23 protein-coding genes are annotated in these 22,094 nt (G+C 37.8%); 6 read left to right on the top strand and 17 right to left on the bottom strand.

The genetic code is table 11. The annotated features are described in order from the left end of the window. Positions 1 to 3 precede the first annotated feature (3 nt). Both J2X31_RS15130 and J2X31_RS15125 read right to left on the bottom strand, forming a co-directional pair. Positions 4 to 489, bottom strand: coding sequence for a gliding motility lipoprotein GldH (locus J2X31_RS15130; RefSeq protein WP_310027781.1), 486 nt, complete (start codon positions 487 to 489; stop codon positions 4 to 6). Beyond that, positions 473 to 1,888 (bottom strand): PSP1 domain-containing protein, encoded by a 1,416-nt coding sequence (locus J2X31_RS15125; RefSeq protein WP_310027780.1) that lies wholly within the window; start codon positions 1,886 to 1,888, stop codon positions 473 to 475. The genes J2X31_RS15130 and J2X31_RS15125 overlap by 17 nt, the downstream gene beginning before the upstream one ends. Before the next feature lie 176 nt (positions 1,889 to 2,064). Between J2X31_RS15125 and J2X31_RS15120 the strand changes: the two genes are divergently transcribed. Next, positions 2,065 to 2,484 (top strand): lipocalin-like domain-containing protein, encoded by a 420-nt coding sequence (locus J2X31_RS15120; RefSeq protein WP_310027779.1) that lies wholly within the window; start codon positions 2,065 to 2,067, stop codon positions 2,482 to 2,484. 44 nt (positions 2,485 to 2,528) lie between these two features. Here the strand turns inward: J2X31_RS15120 and trhO are convergent, their stop codons facing one another. After that, on the bottom strand, positions 2,529 to 3,878 hold the full coding sequence (gene trhO, locus J2X31_RS15115) for an oxygen-dependent tRNA uridine(34) hydroxylase TrhO (RefSeq protein WP_310027777.1): 1,350 nt from the start codon (positions 3,876 to 3,878) through the stop codon (positions 2,529 to 2,531). Positions 3,879 to 4,028: 150 nt separating this feature from the next. Between trhO and J2X31_RS15110 the strand changes: the two genes are divergently transcribed. Continuing rightward, a complete protein-coding gene (locus J2X31_RS15110; protein ID WP_310027775.1) occupies positions 4,029 to 4,526 on the top strand; it encodes an Xre family toxin-antitoxin system antitoxin in 498 nt (165 codons plus the stop codon). Then, complete coding sequence (locus J2X31_RS15105) at positions 4,526 to 4,993, top strand: RES family NAD+ phosphorylase (RefSeq protein ID WP_310027773.1); 468 nt, start codon at positions 4,526 to 4,528, stop codon at positions 4,991 to 4,993. The genes J2X31_RS15110 and J2X31_RS15105 overlap by 1 nt, the downstream gene beginning before the upstream one ends. Positions 4,994 to 5,287: 294 nt before the next feature. Here the strand turns inward: J2X31_RS15105 and J2X31_RS15100 are convergent, their stop codons facing one another. From J2X31_RS15100 to J2X31_RS15085, 4 genes are all read right to left on the bottom strand, one after another. Beyond that, positions 5,288 to 5,698 carry a BrxA/BrxB family bacilliredoxin gene (locus tag J2X31_RS15100; protein WP_026703694.1) on the bottom strand — a complete coding sequence of 137 codons (411 nt, stop codon included), beginning with the start codon at positions 5,696 to 5,698 and terminating at the stop codon, positions 5,288 to 5,290. Between the two features lie 112 nt (positions 5,699 to 5,810). Continuing rightward, entirely contained in the window at positions 5,811 to 6,956 is a 1,146-nt protein-coding gene (locus J2X31_RS15095) for a lycopene cyclase family protein (protein WP_310027771.1), read from the bottom strand. Between the two features lie 60 nt (positions 6,957 to 7,016). Continuing rightward, the gene (locus J2X31_RS15090) at positions 7,017 to 7,463 is read right to left on the bottom strand and encodes a thioredoxin family protein (RefSeq protein WP_310027769.1); all 447 of its coding nucleotides are present in this window, start codon (positions 7,461 to 7,463) and stop codon (positions 7,017 to 7,019) included. Between the two features lie 101 nt (positions 7,464 to 7,564). Beyond that, complete coding sequence (locus J2X31_RS15085; protein WP_310027768.1) at positions 7,565 to 9,826, bottom strand: TonB-dependent receptor; 2,262 nt, start codon at positions 9,824 to 9,826, stop codon at positions 7,565 to 7,567. An 88-nt stretch (positions 9,827 to 9,914) separates the two neighbouring features. Between J2X31_RS15085 and J2X31_RS15080 the strand changes: the two genes are divergently transcribed. Then, the gene (locus J2X31_RS15080; RefSeq protein WP_310027767.1) at positions 9,915 to 10,568 is read left to right on the top strand and encodes a metal-dependent transcriptional regulator; all 654 of its coding nucleotides are present in this window, start codon (positions 9,915 to 9,917) and stop codon (positions 10,566 to 10,568) included. A 1-nt stretch (position 10,569) separates the two neighbouring features. Further along, positions 10,570 to 11,388, top strand: a complete 819-nt coding sequence (locus tag J2X31_RS15075) for a ZIP family metal transporter (protein WP_310027766.1) — start codon at positions 10,570 to 10,572, stop codon at positions 11,386 to 11,388. Here the strand turns inward: J2X31_RS15075 and J2X31_RS15070 are convergent. From J2X31_RS15070 to J2X31_RS15055, 4 genes are read right to left on the bottom strand one after another with little or no spacing between them, the layout of a single operon-like run. Continuing rightward, complete coding sequence (locus J2X31_RS15070) at positions 11,385 to 11,513, bottom strand: FeoB-associated Cys-rich membrane protein (protein WP_310027765.1); 129 nt, start codon at positions 11,511 to 11,513, stop codon at positions 11,385 to 11,387. The two genes, J2X31_RS15075 and J2X31_RS15070, sit on opposite strands and share 4 nt — an antisense overlap. Next, positions 11,514 to 13,616, bottom strand: coding sequence for a ferrous iron transport protein B (gene feoB / locus J2X31_RS15065; RefSeq protein WP_310027764.1), 2,103 nt, complete (start codon positions 13,614 to 13,616; stop codon positions 11,514 to 11,516). 6 nt (positions 13,617 to 13,622) lie between these two features. Continuing rightward, positions 13,623 to 13,856 carry a FeoA family protein gene (locus J2X31_RS15060; protein WP_310027762.1) on the bottom strand — a complete coding sequence of 78 codons (234 nt, stop codon included), beginning with the start codon at positions 13,854 to 13,856 and terminating at the stop codon, positions 13,623 to 13,625. Between the two features lie 57 nt (positions 13,857 to 13,913). Continuing rightward, complete coding sequence (locus tag J2X31_RS15055) at positions 13,914 to 14,585, bottom strand: SCO family protein (protein ID WP_310027760.1); 672 nt, start codon at positions 14,583 to 14,585, stop codon at positions 13,914 to 13,916. Between the two features lie 130 nt (positions 14,586 to 14,715). On the opposite strand from J2X31_RS15055, the gene J2X31_RS15050 reads away from it, so the two are divergent. Beyond that, complete coding sequence (locus J2X31_RS15050) at positions 14,716 to 16,764, top strand: M13 family metallopeptidase (RefSeq protein ID WP_310027759.1); 2,049 nt, start codon at positions 14,716 to 14,718, stop codon at positions 16,762 to 16,764. 159 nt (positions 16,765 to 16,923) lie between these two features. Here J2X31_RS15050 and J2X31_RS15045 read toward each other — a convergent pair whose 3' ends face one another. The 6 genes from J2X31_RS15045 to hemB all read right to left on the bottom strand — a co-directional run bounded on the left by J2X31_RS15045 (position 16,924) and on the right by hemB (position 22,019). Next, positions 16,924 to 17,802: a cation diffusion facilitator family transporter gene (locus tag J2X31_RS15045; protein ID WP_310027757.1), complete on the bottom strand. Its 879-nt coding sequence runs from the start codon at positions 17,800 to 17,802 to the stop codon at positions 16,924 to 16,926. Positions 17,803 to 17,865: 63 nt separating this feature from the next. Next, positions 17,866 to 18,579 carry a 3'-5' exonuclease gene (locus tag J2X31_RS15040; RefSeq protein ID WP_310027756.1) on the bottom strand — a complete coding sequence of 238 codons (714 nt, stop codon included), beginning with the start codon at positions 18,577 to 18,579 and terminating at the stop codon, positions 17,866 to 17,868. 55 nt (positions 18,580 to 18,634) lie between these two features. Further along, a complete protein-coding gene (locus J2X31_RS15035) occupies positions 18,635 to 19,789 on the bottom strand; it encodes a serine hydrolase domain-containing protein (RefSeq protein WP_310027755.1) in 1,155 nt (384 codons plus the stop codon). Positions 19,790 to 19,848: 59 nt separating this feature from the next. Next, positions 19,849 to 20,322, bottom strand: a complete 474-nt coding sequence (locus tag J2X31_RS15030; RefSeq protein ID WP_310027754.1) for a methylated-DNA--[protein]-cysteine S-methyltransferase — start codon at positions 20,320 to 20,322, stop codon at positions 19,849 to 19,851. A 171-nt stretch (positions 20,323 to 20,493) separates the two neighbouring features. Then, on the bottom strand, positions 20,494 to 20,880 hold the full coding sequence (locus J2X31_RS15025; protein WP_310027753.1) for a c-type cytochrome: 387 nt from the start codon (positions 20,878 to 20,880) through the stop codon (positions 20,494 to 20,496). A gap of 140 nt (positions 20,881 to 21,020) precedes the next feature. Further along, a complete protein-coding gene (hemB, locus tag J2X31_RS15020; RefSeq protein WP_310027752.1) occupies positions 21,021 to 22,019 on the bottom strand; it encodes a porphobilinogen synthase in 999 nt (332 codons plus the stop codon). Between the last annotated feature and the right edge of the window lie 75 nt (positions 22,020 to 22,094).

Here is a 22,094-nt window from a genome sequence, read left to right as displayed (position 1 = left end):
CTTTTATTCTATTGATTCTATTCTAAAACCTACTTCAGTTATTCCTTCCAATTCTTCAACTCCGGTGATTTTTCCGGTTTGTCGAACGGCTTGTTGGATGTGTACTTTATAATTTCCAAGTTTAGGAAACTTCATCTTTTCCTTATAAAAAAGCTTACTTTCTTTGATGTCCGAAAAACCTTCTCCAAGAAGCGTGCCGTCTGGATTGGTCATTTGATATTGCAAGGTGTCAATTTTTGTTAGGCCTCCGGGTTGTTCCAAAGCTACAATCAAAAACAAGTTACTGAACTGATACTTCTCGTTTCCGCGAAGATTTACAAACAGATTGTAAAGCTTCGTTGTATCCGGTTGGTCAAAAGAAAAAGTTACGATACTGTCCTTTTTCCAAGCATCTCCAACAGATTTGTAATCGTCAAAAACTCTTTCCTTGTCGCAGGAAAATAAAAATATAGCTATTAAAACAATTAAAAAACTACTCTTTAGGTTCATCTTTCTTGTTCGGAATTATTCTGTTATCAGGTTTTGGTTCGTTAGGTTTTCTTTCACCTTGAGGGCGATTTGGCCTTGGCTTTCTTTTTTCAAAAGGCTTTTTTTCACCGGCTGGTCTAGGATTGTTTTGACCTTGTGGCTTATTTTCGTTTGCAACTGCTGGCCTATTTCCAGGTATAATCGCCGGTTTTCCACCGTTGTTTGTAATGGCAGGTTTACCTGGATTTGGATTTGCTGGTCGGTTTGCATTTGCCACAATGGCATTTTCTCCTGGCTTACGTTTTTTAGTTGGCCTTTTCTTTTTCTTCGGCTGATCAAAACGCGTTAAGCTTTCCTGACCCATTGCATTATTGAAATCTTTTTCAGGAGCAATATTATCTTCAATGGCATAATCTTCTAACGAAGAAACCTTATTTTTTAGTTTGTTTTCGGCAACAATTTCTTTTACCTGATCGATTTTCAAGACGTGCCAGTTGGCGAAATTATTGGTGTAGGCAAACCACATCAAACCTTTAAAAATATCTTGTTTTTGGCAGATGGCATCTCCTTTTTCGGTTACCAATTTGGTTTCAAAGTCTGGAAAATCCTTCAATGCATCCATATAAGTATCCAGCTCATAGTTCAAGCAGCACTTTAATTTTCCGCATTGTCCGGCTAATTTTTGTGGATTCAAGGATAGTTGTTGGTAACGTGCGGCAGAAGTATTCACGCTTCTGAAATCCGTTAGCCAAGTAGAACAGCATAATTCTCTTCCGCAAGAACCGATACCGCCCAAACGTGCTGCTTCCTGACGGAAACCTACCTGCTTCATCTCGATTCTGGTGCTGAATTCTTTAGCAAAATCCTTAATCAGCAAACGAAAGTCAATCCTGTCGTTTGCCGTATAATAAAACGTTGCCTTTGATCCATCTCCTTGAAATTCAATATCCGAAATCTTCATTTCAAGTTTTTGGGCTATGGCCAATTCACGGGCACGAACCTTCATCGGTTCTTCCTTATCGCGGGCGTTCGACCAAATATCGATGTCTTTTTGAGATGCTTTTCTGTAGATTTTAGGAATATCGGTATTCTTGTGGTTTGTTCCTTTTTTCTTCATTTGGATTTTCACCAACTCACCAGTCAAAGTAACAATCCCAATATCGTGACCAGGAGAAGCTTCGGTGGCTATGATATCCCCAATGCTTAAGGTCAGTTTTTCTGTATTTCTGTAGAATTCTTTTCGTCCGTTCTTGAAACGGACTTCAACACAATCAAAAGGCGCTTCTCCATTAGGAAGATTCATGTTGGAGAGCCAATCGAAAACGGTTAATTTGTTGCAGCTATCGGTGCCGCAAGTCCCTTTATTTCCGCAGCCTTTTGGTGCACCACCATCAGACGTTGAACAACTTGTACAGGCCATAATTTTATATAGATGTTGTGAAAACACAACTTAAAATTCGTAATATGTTTTGTGCGTAAAGATAGCAATTTTTAAATTTTGTAGATTCTTTTTTAAATTTATAAAATTTGAGGCAATCAATTGTTGTATTTTAATGTCTTTGTATATATTTGTCCTTGAATTAAAAACTTAAAAAAATGAAAAAAATTAAACTTTTTACTGCATTATTGATTACAACTTTGCTTTTTTCTTGTTCTTCTGATGACAATGGAGGTAGCACTACATCTGGCGATTTGCTTGGAAAATGGTACAACAAAGAATACATCATTTCAGGACAAACATTTCCTTATGATGATCACGAGGAATGTGGAAAGGATTATATTCAGTTTAACAGCGATGGAACTGGTGCTAGTGTAGATGTTTGGGATTGTGAAGAGGATGTAGCACCGTTTACTTACACTAGATCTGGCAACACTATTACAGTTACCTCTGATGGAGAATCAGATACTGTACAAATAACGGAACTTTCATCAACAACTTTAAAAGTAAAAATTAGCTATGATTTTAACGAAGATGGCACAGATGAAGAAGTAATCGAAGTTTACACGAGAAACTAGTTTAAAAGTTAAACAAAACGCCAGAAATTTTTTGGCGTTTTGTTTTATTCTAAAATCTTATAAATCTTATCCGAAAGTCGCACCCTAAACGGAACTGCAAAAGTCACTTTGTCACCAGGTTTTGCAGTATTGGCTTCCGCATCATTCACCAACATTTTTTCGAGTATCAATTCCTGATTTCCGGTTGTAGGTCCTGCAATTAGGATTTTATCGCCAACGTTTAACTCGTTGTTTTCCATCAAGAAAAGACCAACTTGTGCTTTCACGTAATAATGTTCTGCTTTACCTAAAATTACTTTCTTGATTTTTTTAGGAAGTATTGCTTTTTTGGCTGTAGCCAATGATTGGTCCGAGAGTTCACCTGAATGTTTAAAAGCCAATTTTTCTGATTTTCCTTTCCTGAAGACTTTGTTCCCGACTTGTTTGCCGCTTCTCAATTTTACTTGTTCCGCCAAAGGCAAATGCGTTACTTCCAGACATTCTGTCGAACAGCAATTTTCCATCGATGCCTTGCATTCATCGCATTGGATGAATAATAAATGACAACCGTCGTTGGCACAATTCGTATGATTGTCACATGGTTTTCCGCATTGGTGGCATTGGGAAACGATATCATCTGTAATTCTTTCGCCTAGACGATTATCAAAAACAAAGTTCTTCCCGATGAATTTGCTTTCCAGACCTTCTTCCTTTATTTGCTTCGCATATTGAATAATTCCGCCTTCGAGCTGGAACACATTCTTGAAACCTTGGTGCTTGAAATAGGCACTTGCTTTTTCGCAACGGATTCCTCCTGTGCAATACATCACGAGGTTTTTATCTTCTTTGAAATCCTTTAATTGCTCGTTGATGATAGGCAAACTTTCTCTAAATGTTTCCACATCTGGAGTAATTGCTCCTTTGAAATGACCTATTTCGCTTTCGTAATGGTTCCTGAAATCTACCACAATCGTGTTGGGGTCTTCCAGAATCTTGTTGAAATCTTTGGCTCGAAGGTGAACACCTTTGTTGGTTACATCAAAAGTTTCGTCGTTCAAACCATCGGCTACAATCTTGTCGCGAACTTTGATGGTGAGTTTCAAAAACGAGTGGTCGTCTTGTTCTACGGCAACATTCAAACGAATCCCTTTCATAAAATCATAGACTTCAAGCGTTTCGCGAAAGGCTTCAAAGTTGTCTGCTGGAACGCTCATTTGAGCATTTATTCCTTCATGGGCAACATAAATTCGGCCGAGTGCATCAAGTGCATTCCAAGCTACGAAAAGGTTGTCTCTAAATTTTTTAGGGTCTTCAATTTTGGCGTATGCATAGAAAGACAACGTAAGGCGTTGTTTGCCGGCTTGGTCAATGAGTTCGGCTCTTTCTTCTGCACTTAAGGTGTTATACAGTTGCATGCTATAAACGTTTTTAAGTAAAGAAATTATTTTCGGTGCAAAAGTAAGGATAATTTTTATGGGGTGGAAATGACAATTGTCATGTGTAGCCAATCAAATATTTTTTATTACAGCAAAATTGTTTTATATTTACAGTAAATATGTTTCATTATGGGAAATATTAAATCAAAAACACAACCGTTTAATACCAAGAGAAGCATTCAGAATGCATCAGGTAAAGTAATTAAAATAAAATCTACTTTAAATTCTGATGGTAAGGAATACAATTGGAGTACAAAACGAGAACTTGTTAGTGTCATTAGAGCTGGGATTCCTTATGATTCAATCGAAGTAATTAGCAAGAGGCTCAACAATCCCATAAAATCTGTTTTGGCAATTATGGGAATTCCTCAAACGACCTATAACAAGAAAAAAAGTGAACATTTATTATTGGACAGTAGAAATAGTGAATTAGTAATTTTAATTAATGAACTGATTGATTATGGTATAGAAGTTTTTAATAATGAAGAAGAAAAATTTCAACGCTGGTTGAAGAAGCCTAATTTATCTATCGGAGGAAATACTCCAGAAAGCATGCTTGATACCATTACAGGAATTAACGAGGTTAAATTTACTTTAAATCGAATTGAGTTCGGAAATCTTGCCTAATGAGAGTATTCAGGATTGAAAGAGAGCGTTATTTGGAAACCACTTTAACAGGAATTGGGGCTTCTATGTCTGAAGGTTATAGGTGGAACTCTATGAATACCAAAATCGTGTATGCGGCAGAAAGCAGGGCTTTGGCAACACTTGAAGTTTCGGTTCACTTGGATATAAGTGAGGATTTGCCAAATGATCGATACTATGTTGAAATTGAAATCCCAGATGATAGTACTATCCTAGAGGTTAATTTGGAAGATTTACCTCAAGATTGGGATGCAAAACCGCCAACTATTACTACCCAAACTATTGGAGATGATTTTGTGCATTATAATGAGGCGTCCGTTTTAAAAGTGCCTAGTAGCATTGTGCCATTAGAATTTAATTATTTAATAAATCCAAATCATCCAGACGCTACAAAAATTAAAATTATAGGTGTTGTAAGAATGGTTTTTGATTCAAGATTAAAAAAATAAAAAAAATTGACAGGAATTTATACTGAAGTTTAAAAGAAGCCTAAGTTTTTCATCTACCCCCGACTGGAGGGAAAATCCTTTTTATTTTTTTTCTTTAAAAAAATAAAAAGATTTGGAAGGAAAGGCGGGAACATGGATTAAAAAAAGCCGACAGTTGTGGTTCTGAAAAAAGCTACGAATTGCACTAATTCACACGAATGATTCGTGAAAATTAGTGTAATTCGTGGCTAAATAAAAATTCTGTCCATAAAAAAACCACGCCGAAACGTGGTTTAGATTTTGATTTTCTGTGAATTAGCAAAATTCTTTGAAGGCATCTTGAAGATTTTCTGCAATCAGTTCTGCAGGGCGACCCTCGATGTGGTGACGCTCCAACATGTGAACCAACTCGCCATCCTTGAAAAGTGCGATGCTTGGCGAAGACGGAGGAAACGGGAACATGAACCCGCGTGCTGCATCAACAGCTTCCTTATCTACTCCGGCGAAAACCGTTACCAAATGTTCTGGTTTTTTGTCGCCTGCCAAACTCATTTTTGCTCCCGGACGTGCGTTTCTTGCCGCACAACCGCAAACTGAATTCACGACTACTAATGTTGTTCCTGGCTTTGCAATTGCGTTTTCAACGGCTCCGGCACTATATAATTCTTCAAAACCTGCATCGGCTAATTCAGCTCGCATTGGTTTTACCATTTCTTCTGGATACATAACTTTAATTTTAGATTTTAGATATACGATTTTAGATTTTGCAATCTGGATGCAAAGATAATGAGAATTCTAATTTTAAAATTCAAACCCATCATAAAGATTTGTTATGATGCTATAATCGACCGATTCTGGAAAATAAAGCCTTGATGAAGAGCCATTTTGGGCATTTCCAGATGACTTGCAAATCTTCGAGGAAAGAAGTTTCTTCGTCAAGGAATTTGAAGATCAGACTTGGGTTTCCCTTTTTGAACATTGAGGAAAAAATGGTGCTTCCGAGGTGGTTTTTTTGGTCTAAAATATCGAGAAGCAACAAATCATAGAACCAGAATTTATCTCGTTTATGAAATTTTCGAAAGTCGGTTTCTTTGTTTAGAAAAGCTACTAATGCTTTTGCTTTTTTGGTGGTGTTTTTAAAGGTATAACCCGTACTGGCTTTTGTCCAACCGCCTGCCGAACCAATGTGGAGGATGTTTTTTTTGTTTTCTTTCCAAAAGGGGAAACACGTCATCGGGATATTTCCTTTTTCTTTTTCGATGATTTCGTAATTGGTAATACCTAGTTTTTGGATGTATTTTTGGATTTCGTTTTCGTATTCTTCTTTCGGGAGTAAATCTTTTGAGAATAACGTATATTCAATCAAAGCTTCGGTGGAAGAAGTTGGCAAAACATACATAAATCGGGTATTGCCTCGCTGTTCTACCGAAAAATCCATGAATGTGGCTTTCGCCGAATTGAAAACAGCTTCTTCACTTTTGATGAACCACCCGATAAAATGCTGTTGCAACAACGGATATTTGGTTTGCTTCAGCACCAATTCTGGATTGTAGATGCTGTTGAATAATTTGTTGCAAGAGAAACTTTCTTCGTTGGTTTGCACTACGACATTATTGCCAGATTCGCTGAAACCTAGAATTTCCTGATTTAAAAAGGTGATGTTTTTTTCGACAGATAATCTTTTGAAAACCTTGTTGTAGAAATCAATTCCCTTGATCATTTTGTATTGATAGGGTTTCAAATCGAGGTCTCGGGTGAATTTTTCGTTAGCAAAGAGTGCTAAATCCCATTCCTCTGAAATTATTTTTTTCCAATCGCCTTTGCCTTCTTCCCAGAAACACCAGGTTCTGTCGTTGGTTTTTTTGGTATCAATATCAAGAAGTAGAATTTGTTTTTTTTGGAATTGTTCTGAAACGACCATTTCATAAACCGTCATCAAGGCTGACAATCCTGTTCCGGTGAAGATGTAATCGTAGTGTTTCATTCTTCAAAAATAGTTTTCTTTTTTTAAACCATTAAGGAATTAAGGAAATTTAAGGGTTGTTTAATTAATTTTTTCAAGGATTTGAAGCAAGTATTGAGCATTTGTCATTGATTCGATTTGTACTAAAATATCATAATTAGGATTTAAAATTGTAATCGTTGGATAGGTTTGATTGGAAAGTGATTCGGCTAATTCGTGTATGCCTGAATTGTTTCCTTTCGGTTTAAATTTGAAGATATGATTGTTGAACGTGATGTCGTTTTTGGCTTCAGCATCAAAGGAAATAAAATAGAAAGTTTCGTTTAATTGCTTGATGACTTCCTCGTTTTTGAAAGTAGAATTTTGCATCATCTTGCAATATTTGCACCACGAAGTATGAATGAAAACGACAAATGGTTTTGGATTTTCGATGGAAAGTTTTTCGGCTTCTTCGAAAGTGTGCGTTTTTAATTGGGCAAAGTTTTGGTTTGCAATTAGGAGAAATACTAAAATTAAAAGCTTTTTCATTTGCCACAGATTAAAGGATTTTCACCGATTTTGGTTTGTGTTTTTTTAATTTTAAAATCCGCGGAAATCTGCGTCATCAGCAAAAATCCGCTTCTTAAAAATTATTTCAAAGTATATCGCAACCCAAAGAAACTACGAATCCCCTGATTTGGACCATACACATATCCCGGATCGAACGTCAAACCATAAGGATTATCAGGAGTTACCATCGCATTTCCGTTTGGATCGTATTGCACATTTTTATCGAAAGGGTCGTTTGCTCTTGCAATAATAAACGGATTTCCTTTGTTTGGTGTCCAATTCAAGAGGTTTTTTACACCCAAATAAATTTCGAAATTATTGAATTTATTAAAGGTAAATTGAATATTTTGAATGCTCCAAGTTGGTGAATATTCCTTTCTTGGGTCAAGCTCTCCCAAAAGAGGCAAACGCATCGGACCATAAATATTTCCTGTGTAATCAATATCAAGGAATAATTTTGGCAAACGATAGGAAATCGCCCAAGTTCCCGAGAATTTTTCGGTTAAAATCTGGCGTGTCTTGATGTTGTCTTCTGTTTTGGAAACATCCATATAAGTAGCACCTAGAATCAGTTTCAGTCCGTTTTGAAAAACCATATCCATGTTCGAACTTATTCCTTTTGTAACTGCAAATCCATTCAAGTTTTTATAGATAATCTGGTTCGGATTCGTGTCATAATCCGGAATAATCGAGTTCGTAAAATAGGTGTACCAAGCCGAAGTTTCAATCCCGATAAAGTTTCCGTTTTCCGAATATATTTTCTTGAGATAATTTAAATTCACGTTATAGGATTGTTCAGGTTTTAAATTTTCAAGAACAATAACTTCGCGTGAACCCGTTAAAGCCGCATGTTCCTCGGTAAAAAGATTCACGATTCGAAAACCCGTTCCAGCATTCAAGCGAAAAATATCATTGTCGGTTGCTTTGAATTTATAGGCAAAACGCGGTGTAAAAATCGAGCCGTGGTTGTCGTTATAATCGTATCTCGCTCCAAGCAAAACAGTATGTTTTTCATTAAATTTAATTTCGTCCTGAACAAAAACGCTTGGAATCCAATTTTCATCCGTTGTTGCTGTTGCCGGAGTATTATCGTTGTAAAAATTATAGCGAATGGCGGTTCCAAAAAGCAAATCGTGGTTGTTGAGTTTCTTATCCCAAGTCAGCTGACCAAAGCCAATTTTTTGCTGTGCCAAATATTTTGTATTTCCGTAAACTGAATTCTGATCGTGATCGGTATAAGAAAAAGAGAATAGCATTTTTTCGGCAACAGGAAGTTCATAAGCTCCTAATAATTCATATCGTTTGGTGTAAATGCTTTCGCCATAGACTTCATCGCCACCACGGTATTTCTTCTCCCATTGCATTTCGCCACCCCAACGATCTTCATAAAAATAACGTCCGGCAAGCGAAAACAATTTGTTGCTTTTTCGGTTGAAATTCCACTTTTGGAAAACCGAAATACGTTCCTGGAGCGTGACATCGGTAAAATTATCACCATTATTATCAATTGGATTGTCGTAGTTGAAATAATTGGTTCCGATTAAAACCGAAGCCGTTTTTCCGACATTGGCTTTAAAACCTAAATCCAAATTCGCTTCGCCCCAACTTGTCGTAAAACCATCGGCAGAAAAAACCGGAGCACTATTTGGATTTTTAGTGATGATATTAATTAGGCCTCCAACCGCTTCACTTCCGTATAAAGACGAAGCCGGACCTTTCACGACTTCAACACGTTCCAAAAGCGAATTCGGAATTCCTGACAATCCATAAACCGTTGAAAGTCCGCTGACGATTGGCATTCCATCAATCAAAACTAAAGTATAAGGCCCTTCTAGACCATTAATGTGAATGTCGCCGGTGTTGCAAACATTGCAATTCAGCTGAGGACGAACACCGTTTACATTTTGCAAGGCTTCAAAAATATTTGCCGTTGGATTCTTTTTGAAGAAAACTGGCGAATAGGTTTCAACAGGAACAGGACTTTCTGAACGGCGAACGGCTTTTAAAGTTCCAGTGACCACGACTTCATCCAAAGAGTTATTATCATCTTCCAAATTAAAATCCAGAATAAAGTTTTCATTTTCAACAATTGAAATTGTTTTCTGAATATTTTTTTTTCCGATGTAGGAAACTTGAATTTTATATTTTCCAGATGCTAGATTTTCAAATTTATAAGAACCCAAACTGTCCGTTATGATGGTTTTTGAGGTTCCAATCATTTTTACTACAACTCCATTAACTGGAATTTCATCAGCATAAATCATACCCGAAATACTTCCTTTATCTTGAGCATTAACAATTTGTGAAATTAAAATTAGAGTTATGTAGAGTATATTTTTCATTTATTTTAAATATATTTTTAGGCAAATCTAAAAATAATTTTTTAATGAAAAAAATATATATATTTGTAAAGCTAAATTTTTTATTATAATGACCTATTCTGAAGAGAATTACCTGAAGGCGATTTATCATTTATCCTTGTTCCAAAAGAAAGGAGTAAATACCAATGCAATTGCCAAGATGATTGACAGCAAGGCTTCTTCAGTAACGGATATGATCAAGAAGTTAGCCGAAAAAAACCTAGTGAAATATCAGAAATACCAAGGTGTTTCGTTAACTGCTGAAGGTTTGCTTGAAGCCAAAATGATTGTGCGAAAACACCGTCTTTGGGAAGTTTTTTTGGTAGAAAAATTGGATTTCTCTTGGGATGAGGTTCACGATGTTGCCGAAGAATTGGAGCACATCAATTCCGAAAAATTAATCAACAAGCTTGATGCTTTTCTAGGCTTTCCAACAGAAGATCCTCACGGAGATCCGATTCCGAATGCGAAAGGTGAGATCAAGAAGATGGATAAGAAGTTATTATCCGAATTAAAATTAAACCAAAAATCAATTTGTGTTGGCGTTAAAGATTCTTCTTCTAATTTTTTAAAATACCTTGACAAACAGCAAATTGCATTGGGTTCAACCATTGAAATCATGGAAAAAGAAAGTTTTGATGCTTCCTTAATCGTTTTGGTAAACGGAAATGAAATGAATATTTCTCATAAAATAGCCAGTAATCTTTATGTAAAAACAGTTTAATATGTTCGATCAAATTATTGGATTTTTTGAAAGTATAGACCCGATTTTGGCAGCTTTATTGGCTACTCTTTTCACTTGGGGATTGACTGCTTTTGGAGCATCCTTCGTGTTCTTTTTTAAGAATATGAACCGTGCAGTTCTCGACGGAATGCTTGGTTTTACTGGTGGTGTGATGGTTGCTGCAAGTTATTGGAGTCTATTGGCACCCGCCATAGAAATGAGTGAAGGCGAAGGATTTGTAAAGGTAATTCCGGCTGCCGTTGGGTTTTTATTGGGTGCTATTTTTCTGTTTAGTTTAGATAAAGTTTTGCCACATCTTCATATTAATTTCAAGGAAACCGAAGGTGTAAAATCGCCTTGGCAACGGACCACTTTATTGGTTTTGGCCATCACGCTTCACAATATCCCTGAAGGTTTGGCGGTTGGAGTTTTGTTTGGCGGTGTTGCTGCCGGAATTCCCGAAGCTTCTATTGCGGGAGCTGTAACCTTGGCAATTGGTATCGGAATTCAGAATTTTCCTGAAGGAATTGCTGTTTCTATGCCGTTGCGAAGAATGGGGATGAGCCGTTGGAAGAGTTTTATGTATGGTCAATCTTCAGCTTTGGTGGAACCAATTGCAGGTGTCATTGGTGCAGTTGCAGTAACTTTTTTCACTCCAATTTTGCCTTATGCTTTGGCTTTTGCCGCTGGTGCGATGATTTTTGTAGTAGTAGAAGAGGTGATTCCCGAAACCCAACAGGATAAAAACACCGATATTGCAACGCTAGGTTTTATTGGAGGTTTTGTCGTGATGATGAGTTTGGATGTGGCTTTAGGTTAATTACAACCACAATTATCTTCGCCACAATTTTTAGCTTTTTTCTTTTTCCAAAAAAACTTCTTAATGAGGAAAACCACTGCTATTGCAAGGGCTGAAAACGCTAATATTTCTTGAATATGGTTCATCTATTTCAATATTTGATAGGCAATTAAAGCAACCGTATAGGCAAAGATACTCATGGCAACCAACTGAATTGCAGGCCATTTCCAAGAATTTGTTTCCTTTTTCACAATGGCTAAAGTTGCCGCACATTGCATCGCAAAGGCATAAAACAACAACAACGAAATCCCTGTGGCAAAATCAAAAATTTTCTTTCCGGTTTGAGGATGAATTTCGGCTTGCATCCTATCTTTTATGGTCATTTCGTTATCGGTTCCTCCAACACTGTAAATCGTTGCAAGCGTTCCCACAAAGACTTCTCTTGCAGCAAAGGAACTTATGATGGCGATTCCAATTTTCCAATCATATCCCAAAGGTTCGATTACAGGTTCGATGCTTTTTCCCATAATCCCGATATAGGAATTTTCAATTTTATAAGATGCGATTGCATCTTCCATTTCGGTTTCAGAAAGGTTTGAATTTTCGGGAGAAGTGGTGACAATTTTCTCTGCAAATTCAAAATTATGACCAGGTCCATACGAAGCTAAAAACCAGAGAATAATAGAAATGGCAAGGATTATTTTTCCGGCTCCAAAAACAAAAGCTTTTGTTTTTTCCAAAACATTCAAACCTACATTTTTAAACAATGGAAGTTTGTAATTCGGCATTTCGACCACAAAAAAGGTCTTGTTTTTTATCTTCAGAATTTTATTTAAAATATAAGCAGAAAATATAGCAGCTCCAAAACCTAGAAGATACAACAGCATCAGCGTTAACCCTTGTGTGTTAAAGATTCCGAAGATGCGAGATTTTGGGATTACCAATGATATCAATATCGAATAAACGGGCAATCTGGCCGAACAAGTTATGAATGGCGTTACTAAAATCGTAATCAATCGTTCTTTCCAGTTTTCGATGTTTCGGGTTGCCATAATTGCTGGAATTGCACAAGCAGTTCCTGAAATTAAGGGGACGACACTTTTTCCGCTAAGTCCGAAACGCCTCATGATTTTATCCATCAGGAAAACAACACGGCTCATATAACCGCTTTCCTCCAAGAGCGAAATAAAGAGAAAAAGGAAGGCAATTTGGGGTATGAAAATGACGATACCGCCAATTCCAGGGATGATTCCTTGCGAAAGTAAATCTGTGAAAACACCTGCCGGTAAATTTTGGGCTGTAGCGGAACTTAACGAAGCAAAACTCTCGTCTATAAATTCCATAGGGATACTCGACCAATCAAAAATGGATTGGAAAATCAACAGCAAAATTGCACCAAAAATCACATAGCCCCAGAATTTGTGTGTCAAAACACGGTCGAGTTTGCTTCGGAAATCCTTCGCATTTTCGGTATCGATTGTTCTCCCAACTTTTAATACATCATTGATAAACTGATATCTTTTGATGGTTTCTTTTTGTTGCAAGCGTTTTAATTCTGAAGGTGTTTTGGCAAAATTATGCGTCTCGATTGCCTTTCGGTCAAGATTTGCAAAATTGACATCTTGCGTAATTACCAACCATAATTTATACAACAATTGATTCGGGAAAGCTTTTTTTAACCCTCCAAAATATTCTGTATCGATGCTTGAAGCATTCAAACAAGGTTCGGTAGAAACTTTATTATAATCGACAATTAATTTTTTCAGATTTTCAATTCCGAGTTTTTTTCGGGAACTAACCAATGCAATTTTGGTTTTGAGTTGTTCTTCGAGATACGGAATATCGAGCGTGATGCCTTTCAGTTCCATCCTATCGGACATGTTTATCACTAAAATTGTGGGAAGTTCTAAATCTTTTATCTGTGTAAACAATAAAAGATTTCGTTTTAGGTTTTCAACATCGGTGACCACCACCACAACATCGGGAAAATCCTTGTCGTTTTTGTTCATCAGCAATTCGATGACTACATTTTCGTCAAGCGAACTCGCATTCAAGCTGTAAGTTCCAGGCAAATCTAAAATCGTAGCCTTAAAACCAAGTGGCAAATTGCAGAAACCCTGTTTTCTTTCGACAGTGATTCCCGGATAATTTCCTACTTGTTGGTTCAAACCTGTCAGCTGGTTAAAAACCGAAGTCTTTCCAGTATTGGGATTCCCAATTAACGCTACTTTTATATTTTGATGAGACATTTAGAACTATTCTTGGATGATTTCAATCTGGATTTTTCGGGCCGTTTCGAGCCTGATGGCAAGATAACTGTCGTTTATATTCAAAAACAAAGGGTCTCCAAAAGGGGCAACTTGAAGCAATTCGACACTATTTCCCGGCAAACATCCCATCTCGATTAACTTCAAGGGAATGACCTCGATGTCAAAATCGGTGATGGTGGCTTTTTGGCCTTTTAAAAGTTGGTCGATTGTTGTTTGCAAATCTTATTTAGATTGATTTTAGATTGCGAAAGTACAAATTATTATCCTAATAAAAAGTTATTTTTCGTTTTGAGATAGCCAATTGATGTCTTCAATAAGCCTTTTGATGTCTTCCTTTTTGGTTCCGTCATAAAAACCTCTGACACGTCTTTTGGTATCTACCAGAACAAAGTTTTCGGTATGCACCATATCATAAAGTTCTTCTGGCTTTCCGGTTTTTACAGCAAGGTAGGATTTTCTTGCAATTCCATAAATGTCCTTTTTATCACCTGTAACAAGATTCCATTTGGTATCGTCAACTCCTTTTTCGATGGCATATTTTTTTAAAACCGGAACACTATCAATATCTGGCAAAACCGAATGCGAAAGCAACATTACTTTAGGATTATTTATGATGGCTTTTTGAACTTCGACCATATTTGTCGTCATCACAGGGCAAATGGTTTGGCAAGTGGTAAAGAAAAAATCGGCTACATAAATCTTCCCTTCATAATCTTTTTGAGTAATTGTTTTTCCGTTTTGATTAGTAAAGGAAAAATCAGCAATTGTGTGGTATTTGCTGACGTGTTGCATCGTACTGTCAACCAATTCAGGATTTACATCGGCCGGATTCATTATTGGAAGTCTTTTTTCTGGAGTCAGAACCCTCATAAAAAGCAAAATACAAGTTGCCGAAAACACGAGCATCACTATAAAAAAGAGTCGGTACTTTTTGAAGAACTGTAACATCTTGGAATTTTGAGGCAAAAATACGAAAACTGCAGGTTTATGTGTAACAAACAAGTGTTATTCAAATCATAATTTAAGAATATTTCAATTTGAATTCGATATTTTTGTCAATATAACATAAACCACAAGTATGAAGTTAAACAAAAACCTACTTTTTGTGATTCCAGCACTTATAGGATTCACAGGATCTCAAGCTCAAACAAAACCAGAACCGGGAATCAATATTTCCTATATGGATAAATCGGTAAAACCGAACGATGATTTCTTCCGATTTGTAAACGGTACTTGGTTAGACAAAACCGAAATTCCAAACGACAGGACACGTTGGGGTAGCTTTGATGAATTACGTCAGAATACTGACAATGATGCACTTGCGATTTTAAAGGAAGCGACTGCGAATCCGAAATACAAATCAAACACCGATCAAGGAAAAGCAGTCAACCTTTTCAGAACAATTTTAGATACAGTTGGAAGAAACAAGGCAGGAATTTCCCCTTTGAAACCTTATCTTAAAAAGATTGATGCGGTTAAAAACGTAAAGGATTTACAAGCTTTAATGGTTGAAATGGAACCAATTGGAGGTATTGGGTTTTTTGGAGCAGGTGTAGGAGCCGATGCCAAAAACAGCAACCGAAATGTGGTGACTGTAGGATTGGGAAGTCTTGGATTGCCCGACCGTGACTATTATGTTTCAGACGAAGCAGATTCTAAAGAAAAACGTGAAAAATATGTATTGCACGTGGCCAAGATGCTTCAATTTTTAGGAGAAAAGCCAGCAACCGCTAAAGCCAATGCCGATAAAATTCTTGCCTTGGAGATTGCCATGTCAACACCAAGATTGGACAGGGTTGAAAGAAGAGACCGAACCAAAACCTACAATCCAATGACGGTTGCCGATTTGCAAAAATTGACACCTTCAATCAACTGGAACGGATTTTTAGTTGGAATCGGACTTCCAAAGTTAGATTCTTTGATTGTTTCCCAACCAAAATACATGACGGCTCTTGAAAGCATCTTCAAACAAAATAGAGTAGAAGACTGGAAAGCCTATATGAGATGGACTTTGTTGAGAGATGCTGCAGGACAATTGTCTACAGAAATTGAAAATGCCAACTGGGAATTCTACGGAAAAACATTGACAGGTGCCGTAAAACAAAGACCTCGCGACGAAAGAGCATTACAAACCATCAACGGAACAGTTGGTGAAGCTTTGGGTAAATTATATGTAGAGAAAAAATTCCCAGCTGAAGCAAAAGCTAAGGCGGAGAAGATGATCAAGAATGTTTTTATAGCATTTGAAAACCGCATCAATAACCTTCAATGGATGAACAAGGCTACTAAAGTGAGTGCGATTGAAAAACTGCACAAGTCAAGAATAAAAATTGGTTACCCCGACAAGTGGAAAGATTATTCTGAATTAACACTTAAAAGTCCTGAAGAGGGAGGAAGCTATTTCAGTAATATGGAGGCCATTTCTAAATGGAGATTCAAAGAAAACATAGCCGATTTGAACAAGCCTGTTGACAAGGACGAATGGTTCATGTCGCCACAAACGGTAAACGCTTACTACAATTCTTCGTATAACGAAATTGTTTTCCCAGCGGCAATCTTGCAACCTCCTTTCTATAATTATCAGGCAGATGAAGCTGTGAATTATGGTGGAATCGGTGCCGTTATCGGTCACGAAATCTCACATGGTTTTGATGATTCTGGTTCACGATTCAATGCCGATGGAAACATGATCAACTGGTGGTCGGATGAAGATTTGAAATTGTTTACTGACCTTGGTGGTGCTCTTGCCGATCAATACAGTGCCTTGCAACCTTTGCCAGGAATTTATGTAGATGGAAAATTCACATTAGGTGAAAATATCGGAGATTTAGGTGGAGTAAATGCCGCTTACGACGGATTGCAATTGTATTTAAAAGAAAGTGGAAACCCAGGATTGATCGACGGTTTCACACCAGAACAACGTTTCTTTATTTCTTGGGCAACCATCTGGAGAACCAAAGCTCGTGATGAAGCCATCAAGAATCAGGTAAAAACTGATCCGCATTCTCCGGGATTATACAGGGCTTATGTTCCTTTGCAAAACATTGATGCTTTCTACAAAGCATTCAATATCCAAAAAGGCGATGGAATGTATCTCGAACCGGAAAAGAGAGTAAAAATCTGGTAATATTTAGGAAAGATTTGACACGAATTGCACTAATTTACACGAATTGATTTGTGGAAATTGGTGCAATTTTGTTTTAGATAGTTCCGCCCTTTCAGGGCTGTTGTGCTTGTGTTCGAGTTATGAGTAAGGCGTTGCCTTACGTTAAGTTATGTTGCCCCTTCAGGGTAAATCATCCGGTTCTGTATGGATCAGAACATCAGCAATTTCTGGAATTTCCTTGATGATGGCATCCTTCAATCGATGGGCAATTTCGTGGCCTTCGCTAACGGTAATATTTCCATCAACTGTTAAATGCAAATCTACGAGATAGGTCATTCCTGTTTTTCGGACAAAGCATTTTTCAGTATCAATAACGCCTTCTACGGTAGTGGCAACTTTCCTAATGTCTTCAATTATGTCATCATACAGATGCTCGTCTAGGATTTCTCCAAGTGCAGGTCTGAAGATCAGATAAGCATTATAGATAATGAAAAAAGAAGCAAATAATGCCGCCCAATCATCGGCAGTTTCATAGCCAGGTCCCATATATATTGCAATGGCAATTCCTATGAAAGCCATCAGCGAAGTTATAGCGTCACTCCTGTGGTGCCAAGCATCTGCTTTGAGGGAAGAACTATGGGTTTCATCACTTTTTTTAGAAACGATTCTGTAAAAAACCTCTTTGATGATTACAATTATTGCCAAGACAATTAGCGTATATTTTTCGGGAGTTTCGTGAGGCGTTTGAATGTTTTTGATGCTTTCAATGGCAATGATAGTTGCAGAAATCACCAAGAATCCTACAACTGCAAAAGTGACCAAAGTTTCGGCTCGACCGTGACCATAAGGATGATTGGAATCAGCAGGTTTGGTTGAATATTTTATACCAAAAAGCACCAAGGCGGAAGATAACACATCGGTTGTAGACTCGATAGCATCAGCAATCAAGGCATAGGAATTCCCAAAATAACCAGTGATTCCTTTGGCTAGAGCCAGAAAAAAATTACCTAAAATACTCAAGTAAGTGGCTTTTATGGCCTTGTCTTTATTAGTGCTCATTGGGGTAGATGTTGTTGCCTACAAAGATATACTATAATGATGTTATGGAATAAAAAAGATTTTTTATATATGAATGATTTCTTCCTCAATCAATAAATCTTCCCGTCTCAGGCGAAGGAAAATTTGTGCAACGGCGATGGTGTCTTTTTCGCAATACGTTACGATTCTATCGATGTCTTTTTCTACATAGAAAACGTGTCCAACTTGACTTCCGTCGATATCTCCTTTTGGAGATGGAATGCCAAGAATCTTTGTCAATAATTTTAATGATGTGAAATGTTTATAATCACCAAATTTCCATAATTCCAAAGTATCCAGATGCGGAATTTCCCAAGGTTTCTTCCCAAATAAATCCAACTTGTTCGGAATTGCAATTTGATTGATGATCATCCTTCTTGCAATAAACGGAATGTCGAATTCCTTCGAATTATGACCACACAAAAGATGCTGTGGGCCGTTATAATGATTGTTTAAAAGGTTACAGAAATCAAGCAATATTTTCTTTTCTTCACCAAAAAAAGAAGTAACCCGAAAATGGCGAATATCTCCTTTCAAGGTAAAATATCCAACCGAAATACAGACAATTTTTCCAAATTCGGCCCAGATTCCAGCACGGTCATAAAATTCTTCGGGCGAAAATTCATCTCTTCGTTGGTATTGGGTTTTTAGTCCCCACAGTGTTTTCATCTCATCATCCAACAAATCGAAATTTTCGGTTTCTGGAACGGTTTCAATATCTAAAAACAAAATGTTTTCGAGTCTGATTTTCTCAATCATAATTTCTAAAGTATAATTTGTCTAGTTGGTTATTCGTTTATTTGAAATCTAAAATCTACAATTTTTGACCCAGCATTTTATATGTTTCCTCCAGAAAAACATAAAAATCATCGCTGTGAACCGTTCCATTCGTGCTTTTTGCATTTTGATGTCCAAGTCGGACGATAATCAAATCGTCTTCTGGAATCACGATTACATATTGACCCAAATGGCCTCTCATATAGTAGATGTCCTTGTTTTTATAATCGCTCAACCACCAGCCATAACCATATTCTGGCGAATCTGCAAAGCGAGGTCGGGTTGAAGTTGCAATGAAAGTGCTGTCCAAGATTTGAACCCCGTTCCATTTTCCGTTTTGTTTATAAAGTTTTCCAAAACGGGCAAAATCCCTCGCATTACTTGCAATACAGCAATAGGCTTTCACGATTCCGTCTTCCTTGTCGGTTTGCCAAAGGGCTTCATTTTCGGCACTCATTGGTTTCCAGAATTTCTCCGAAACATAGTCGGCAAGGCTTTTCCCAACCGCTTTTTCAACACACATGGCCAAAAGCTGGGTGTTGCCACTCAAGTATTTATAGGAAGTTCCAGGAGTGTCAACACCTCTCAATCCGAGGATAACACCATTTAAATCGTCATCAAAATAGGCTCGGGTTGTAATTGAAAACGGACTATAATATGACTCGTCCCAATCCAATCCTGAAGCCATCGACGACAAGTCACCAACGGTCATTGTCGCCGATTTCTCTTCCTTAAATTCTGGAAAAAAGTCAGAAACTTTTTGGTCTAAACTTTTAATTTTTCCTTCCAAAATCGCTTTTCCCAATGAAGCCGAAACAATACTTTTGGCCATAGAAAAAGAATTCGATTTTGAATCTTTGTTATAACCGTCATAGTAGCTTTCGCTCCATATACTATCATTTTTGATGATGAGAAATGCCACAGTACCAATTTCCTGATGCATTTTTTCGAGTTCTGCCGTAGGTTTTATGGAATTATATTGTTTTGAAGTTGCCCAAGGTTGAGCAATTCCGGTTTCGATTTTTCTATTATCAAAATACTTGTAGTCTTCCAGAAAGGCCGTTGTATGTCCGTTGAAATAAATGGTTCTAACCGCTTTCAGCAGATAATCAACGTTGAAAATATACATAAAAATGATCAGGAGCATCAAAAGTCCGGCAAACCAGAGGAAGAATTTTTTTAGGAATTTCATTTGTAAAATTTTTGGCTTTCAACGAATTTACACAAAAATCTTTTTGAATGTTACATTTATTAAAATAAACTTTGCTGTGTAGTAGGATTTTCATGTTCCAACAGCCATTTTTTTCGCCATAAACCTCCAGCATAGCCTGTGAGAGAACCATCTGTTCCAATAACGCGATGACAAGGAACTACAATCCAAAGTGGGTTTTTTCCGTTGGCAGAAGCCACAGCCCGAATAGCTTTTACATCGCCTAGTTTTTTGGACAATTCGAGGTAGGAAATTGTTTTGCCGAAGGGAATATTGAGCAATTCCTGCCATACTTTTTGTTGGAAATCAGTGCCTTTTGGGTTGAGCTTGAAGGTGAAATCGTTCCGGTTTCCCGCAAAATACTCTTGAAGTTCGGCAACAGCTTCTTTGAGTACACCAGGGATTTCTTTTGTGATTTCTTTTTCGGAATCTAGAACAGAAATGCTCGAAATACCATTCTCATCTCCGATAATTTCAGTGATTCCAAGAGGCGATTTGATGTAGGCTGTTTGCATATTTTTATTTAACCGCTAAGTTCGCAAAGTTTTTACAATCCCGAAGCTTCGGGACAAAAAAACTATTTAAAAAATTCACTGCCAGCCCTGAAAGGGCGAAACAAAATAGCATAGGGCAAAGCCCTATGAACATAATATTAATAACGTTTTTTAGCCCTGAAAGGGCAAAACCTATTTCGCAAAACTATAAAAATAGGCTTCCAAAGCTTTCAATTCTTCTTCAGGAAGGTTTTTGGTGATGGAGAAATTGGTTTTCATCACTTCGTATTGACTTGGGTCGACGATTGGGTCGGCTTTTCCTTTTAGGAAGGCTACCATATCGGCATTCTTTTCTTTGTAGATCGTGGCAATTTCCTGGATGCTTGGTCCGATGATTTTTTGGTCGGGTTTGTGGCAGGCGAAGCAGTTTCCTTTTCCTTCAAAAACGGCCTGACCGAGTTCAATTTGTTGTTCTTCGGCCGTTTTTTGGGTTTCGGGATAGAGGTTTTCTTTTTGTGCTTCTTCTTTTTTACAGCTTATGAAAAGCAGGATGGTGAAGAGGATGGCTAATTTTTTCATCGTTACGGGGTGAAAGTATAAGGTATTCAAATGGTTTTTTATCTAGCCCTGATTGGAGGGATCTCGTCCTTTTAGACGAGAGGAAGGAAAGGCAGGAATATGGATTCTGAAACAAACCAAGCCTTTCGCTCCTAATTGTGCTACTTCTTGTTTAAAAGGATGGCGGCTTCCTTGGCAAAATAGGTGGAGATTAGGCTTGCTCCTGCTCTTTTGATGCACATTAATTGCTCCATCATGATCTTGTCGTGGTCGAGCCAGCCTCTTTCGGAAGCGGCCTTTATCATGGCATATTCTCCCGAAACGTGGAAAACGGTTACGGGAACGTTGACGGCATTTTTGACTTCGCGGACGATGTCGAGGTAGGCGATTCCGGGTTTTACCATGACCATATCGGCTCCTTCCTCTACATCCCACAAGGCTTCCTTGATGGCTTCAAGGCGGTTTGCATAGTCCATCTGGTAGGTTTTCTTGTCTTTTGGTACGACTACATCAGCTTCTCTTGGAGCTGAATCCAGGGCGTCGCGAAACGGACCGTAAAAAGCGGAGGCATATTTGGCGGAGTAGCTCATAATGCCGACGTTTTGGAAACCTGCCTGATCAAGTCCTTGGCGGAGTCTTAAAACTCTACCGTCCATCATGTCGCTTGGAGCAACAAAATCGGCTCCGGCTTGGGCATGGGAAACGGCCATTTTTACGAGGGCATCGTTGGTAGCATCGTTGGTAATATCGCCGTTTTCGATGATGCCGTCGTGACCGTAAATGGAGTAGGGATCTAGGGCGACATCTGGCATGACAATCATTTCCGGACAGGCTGCTTTTATGGCTTTTATGGCTTGTTGCATGAGTCCGTTTGGGTTCCAGGCTTCTTTTCCGGTGTTGTCTTTTAGGGATTCATCGACCTTTACGTAGATGTTTACGGCACGGATTCCTAGTGCGAATAATTCCTTGACTTCCTTGACGGTTAAATCGATGGAACGGCGGAAAATTCCGGGCATTGATGGGATTTCTACTTTATAATTTTCGCCTTCGGCTATGAACATTGGAAACATAAAATCTTGTGGACTTAATGTTGTTTCGCGGACTAGGCTTCTTATTGATTCGTTTGTTCTTAGGCGACGGCCTCTTTGTAATGGGAACATAATGATTTTAGATTTTAGATTTTAGATTTTAGATTCTTGATGTTTAGTTGACCTCTTTGCTTTTGAAATCAACAA

The sequence above is a fragment of the Flavobacterium arsenatis genome, from assembly GCF_031456785.1.
GTDB classification, from domain to species: domain Bacteria; phylum Bacteroidota; class Bacteroidia; order Flavobacteriales; family Flavobacteriaceae; genus Flavobacterium; species Flavobacterium arsenatis.
Note: the sequence above shows the minus strand (reverse complement) of the source record. Positions and strands in the feature narration are given on the sequence as shown.

Excerpts from the sequence above, each read along its gene's own strand:
- J2X31_RS15130 (WP_310027781.1), bottom strand. The coding sequence starts at position 489 with ATGAACCTAAAGAGTAGTTTTTTAATTGTTTTAATAGCTATATTTTTA.
- J2X31_RS15125 (WP_310027780.1), bottom strand. The coding sequence starts at position 1,888 with ATGGCCTGTACAAGTTGTTCAACGTCTGATGGTGGTGCACCAAAAGGC.
- J2X31_RS15120 (WP_310027779.1), top strand. The coding sequence starts at position 2,065 with ATGAAAAAAATTAAACTTTTTACTGCATTATTGATTACAACTTTGCTT.
- trhO (WP_310027777.1), bottom strand. The coding sequence starts at position 3,878 with ATGCAACTGTATAACACCTTAAGTGCAGAAGAAAGAGCCGAACTCATT.
- J2X31_RS15110 (WP_310027775.1), top strand. The coding sequence starts at position 4,029 with ATGGGAAATATTAAATCAAAAACACAACCGTTTAATACCAAGAGAAGC.
- J2X31_RS15105 (WP_310027773.1), top strand. The coding sequence starts at position 4,526 with ATGAGAGTATTCAGGATTGAAAGAGAGCGTTATTTGGAAACCACTTTA.
- J2X31_RS15100 (WP_026703694.1), bottom strand. The coding sequence starts at position 5,698 with ATGTATCCAGAAGAAATGGTAAAACCAATGCGAGCTGAATTAGCCGAT.
- J2X31_RS15095 (WP_310027771.1), bottom strand. The coding sequence starts at position 6,956 with ATGAAACACTACGATTACATCTTCACCGGAACAGGATTGTCAGCCTTG.
- J2X31_RS15090 (WP_310027769.1), bottom strand. The coding sequence starts at position 7,463 with ATGAAAAAGCTTTTAATTTTAGTATTTCTCCTAATTGCAAACCAAAAC.
- J2X31_RS15085 (WP_310027768.1), bottom strand. The coding sequence starts at position 9,826 with ATGAAAAATATACTCTACATAACTCTAATTTTAATTTCACAAATTGTT.
- J2X31_RS15080 (WP_310027767.1), top strand. The coding sequence starts at position 9,915 with ATGACCTATTCTGAAGAGAATTACCTGAAGGCGATTTATCATTTATCC.
- J2X31_RS15075 (WP_310027766.1), top strand. The coding sequence starts at position 10,570 with ATGTTCGATCAAATTATTGGATTTTTTGAAAGTATAGACCCGATTTTG.
- J2X31_RS15070 (WP_310027765.1), bottom strand. The coding sequence starts at position 11,513 with ATGAACCATATTCAAGAAATATTAGCGTTTTCAGCCCTTGCAATAGCA.
- feoB (WP_310027764.1), bottom strand. The coding sequence starts at position 13,616 with ATGTCTCATCAAAATATAAAAGTAGCGTTAATTGGGAATCCCAATACT.
- J2X31_RS15055 (WP_310027760.1), bottom strand. The coding sequence starts at position 14,585 with ATGTTACAGTTCTTCAAAAAGTACCGACTCTTTTTTATAGTGATGCTC.
- J2X31_RS15050 (WP_310027759.1), top strand. The coding sequence starts at position 14,716 with ATGAAGTTAAACAAAAACCTACTTTTTGTGATTCCAGCACTTATAGGA.
- J2X31_RS15045 (WP_310027757.1), bottom strand. The coding sequence starts at position 17,802 with ATGAGCACTAATAAAGACAAGGCCATAAAAGCCACTTACTTGAGTATT.
- J2X31_RS15040 (WP_310027756.1), bottom strand. The coding sequence starts at position 18,579 with ATGATTGAGAAAATCAGACTCGAAAACATTTTGTTTTTAGATATTGAA.
- J2X31_RS15035 (WP_310027755.1), bottom strand. The coding sequence starts at position 19,789 with ATGAAATTCCTAAAAAAATTCTTCCTCTGGTTTGCCGGACTTTTGATG.
- J2X31_RS15030 (WP_310027754.1), bottom strand. The coding sequence starts at position 20,322 with ATGCAAACAGCCTACATCAAATCGCCTCTTGGAATCACTGAAATTATC.
- J2X31_RS15025 (WP_310027753.1), bottom strand. The coding sequence starts at position 20,880 with ATGAAAAAATTAGCCATCCTCTTCACCATCCTGCTTTTCATAAGCTGT.
- hemB (WP_310027752.1), bottom strand. The coding sequence starts at position 22,019 with ATGTTCCCATTACAAAGAGGCCGTCGCCTAAGAACAAACGAATCAATA.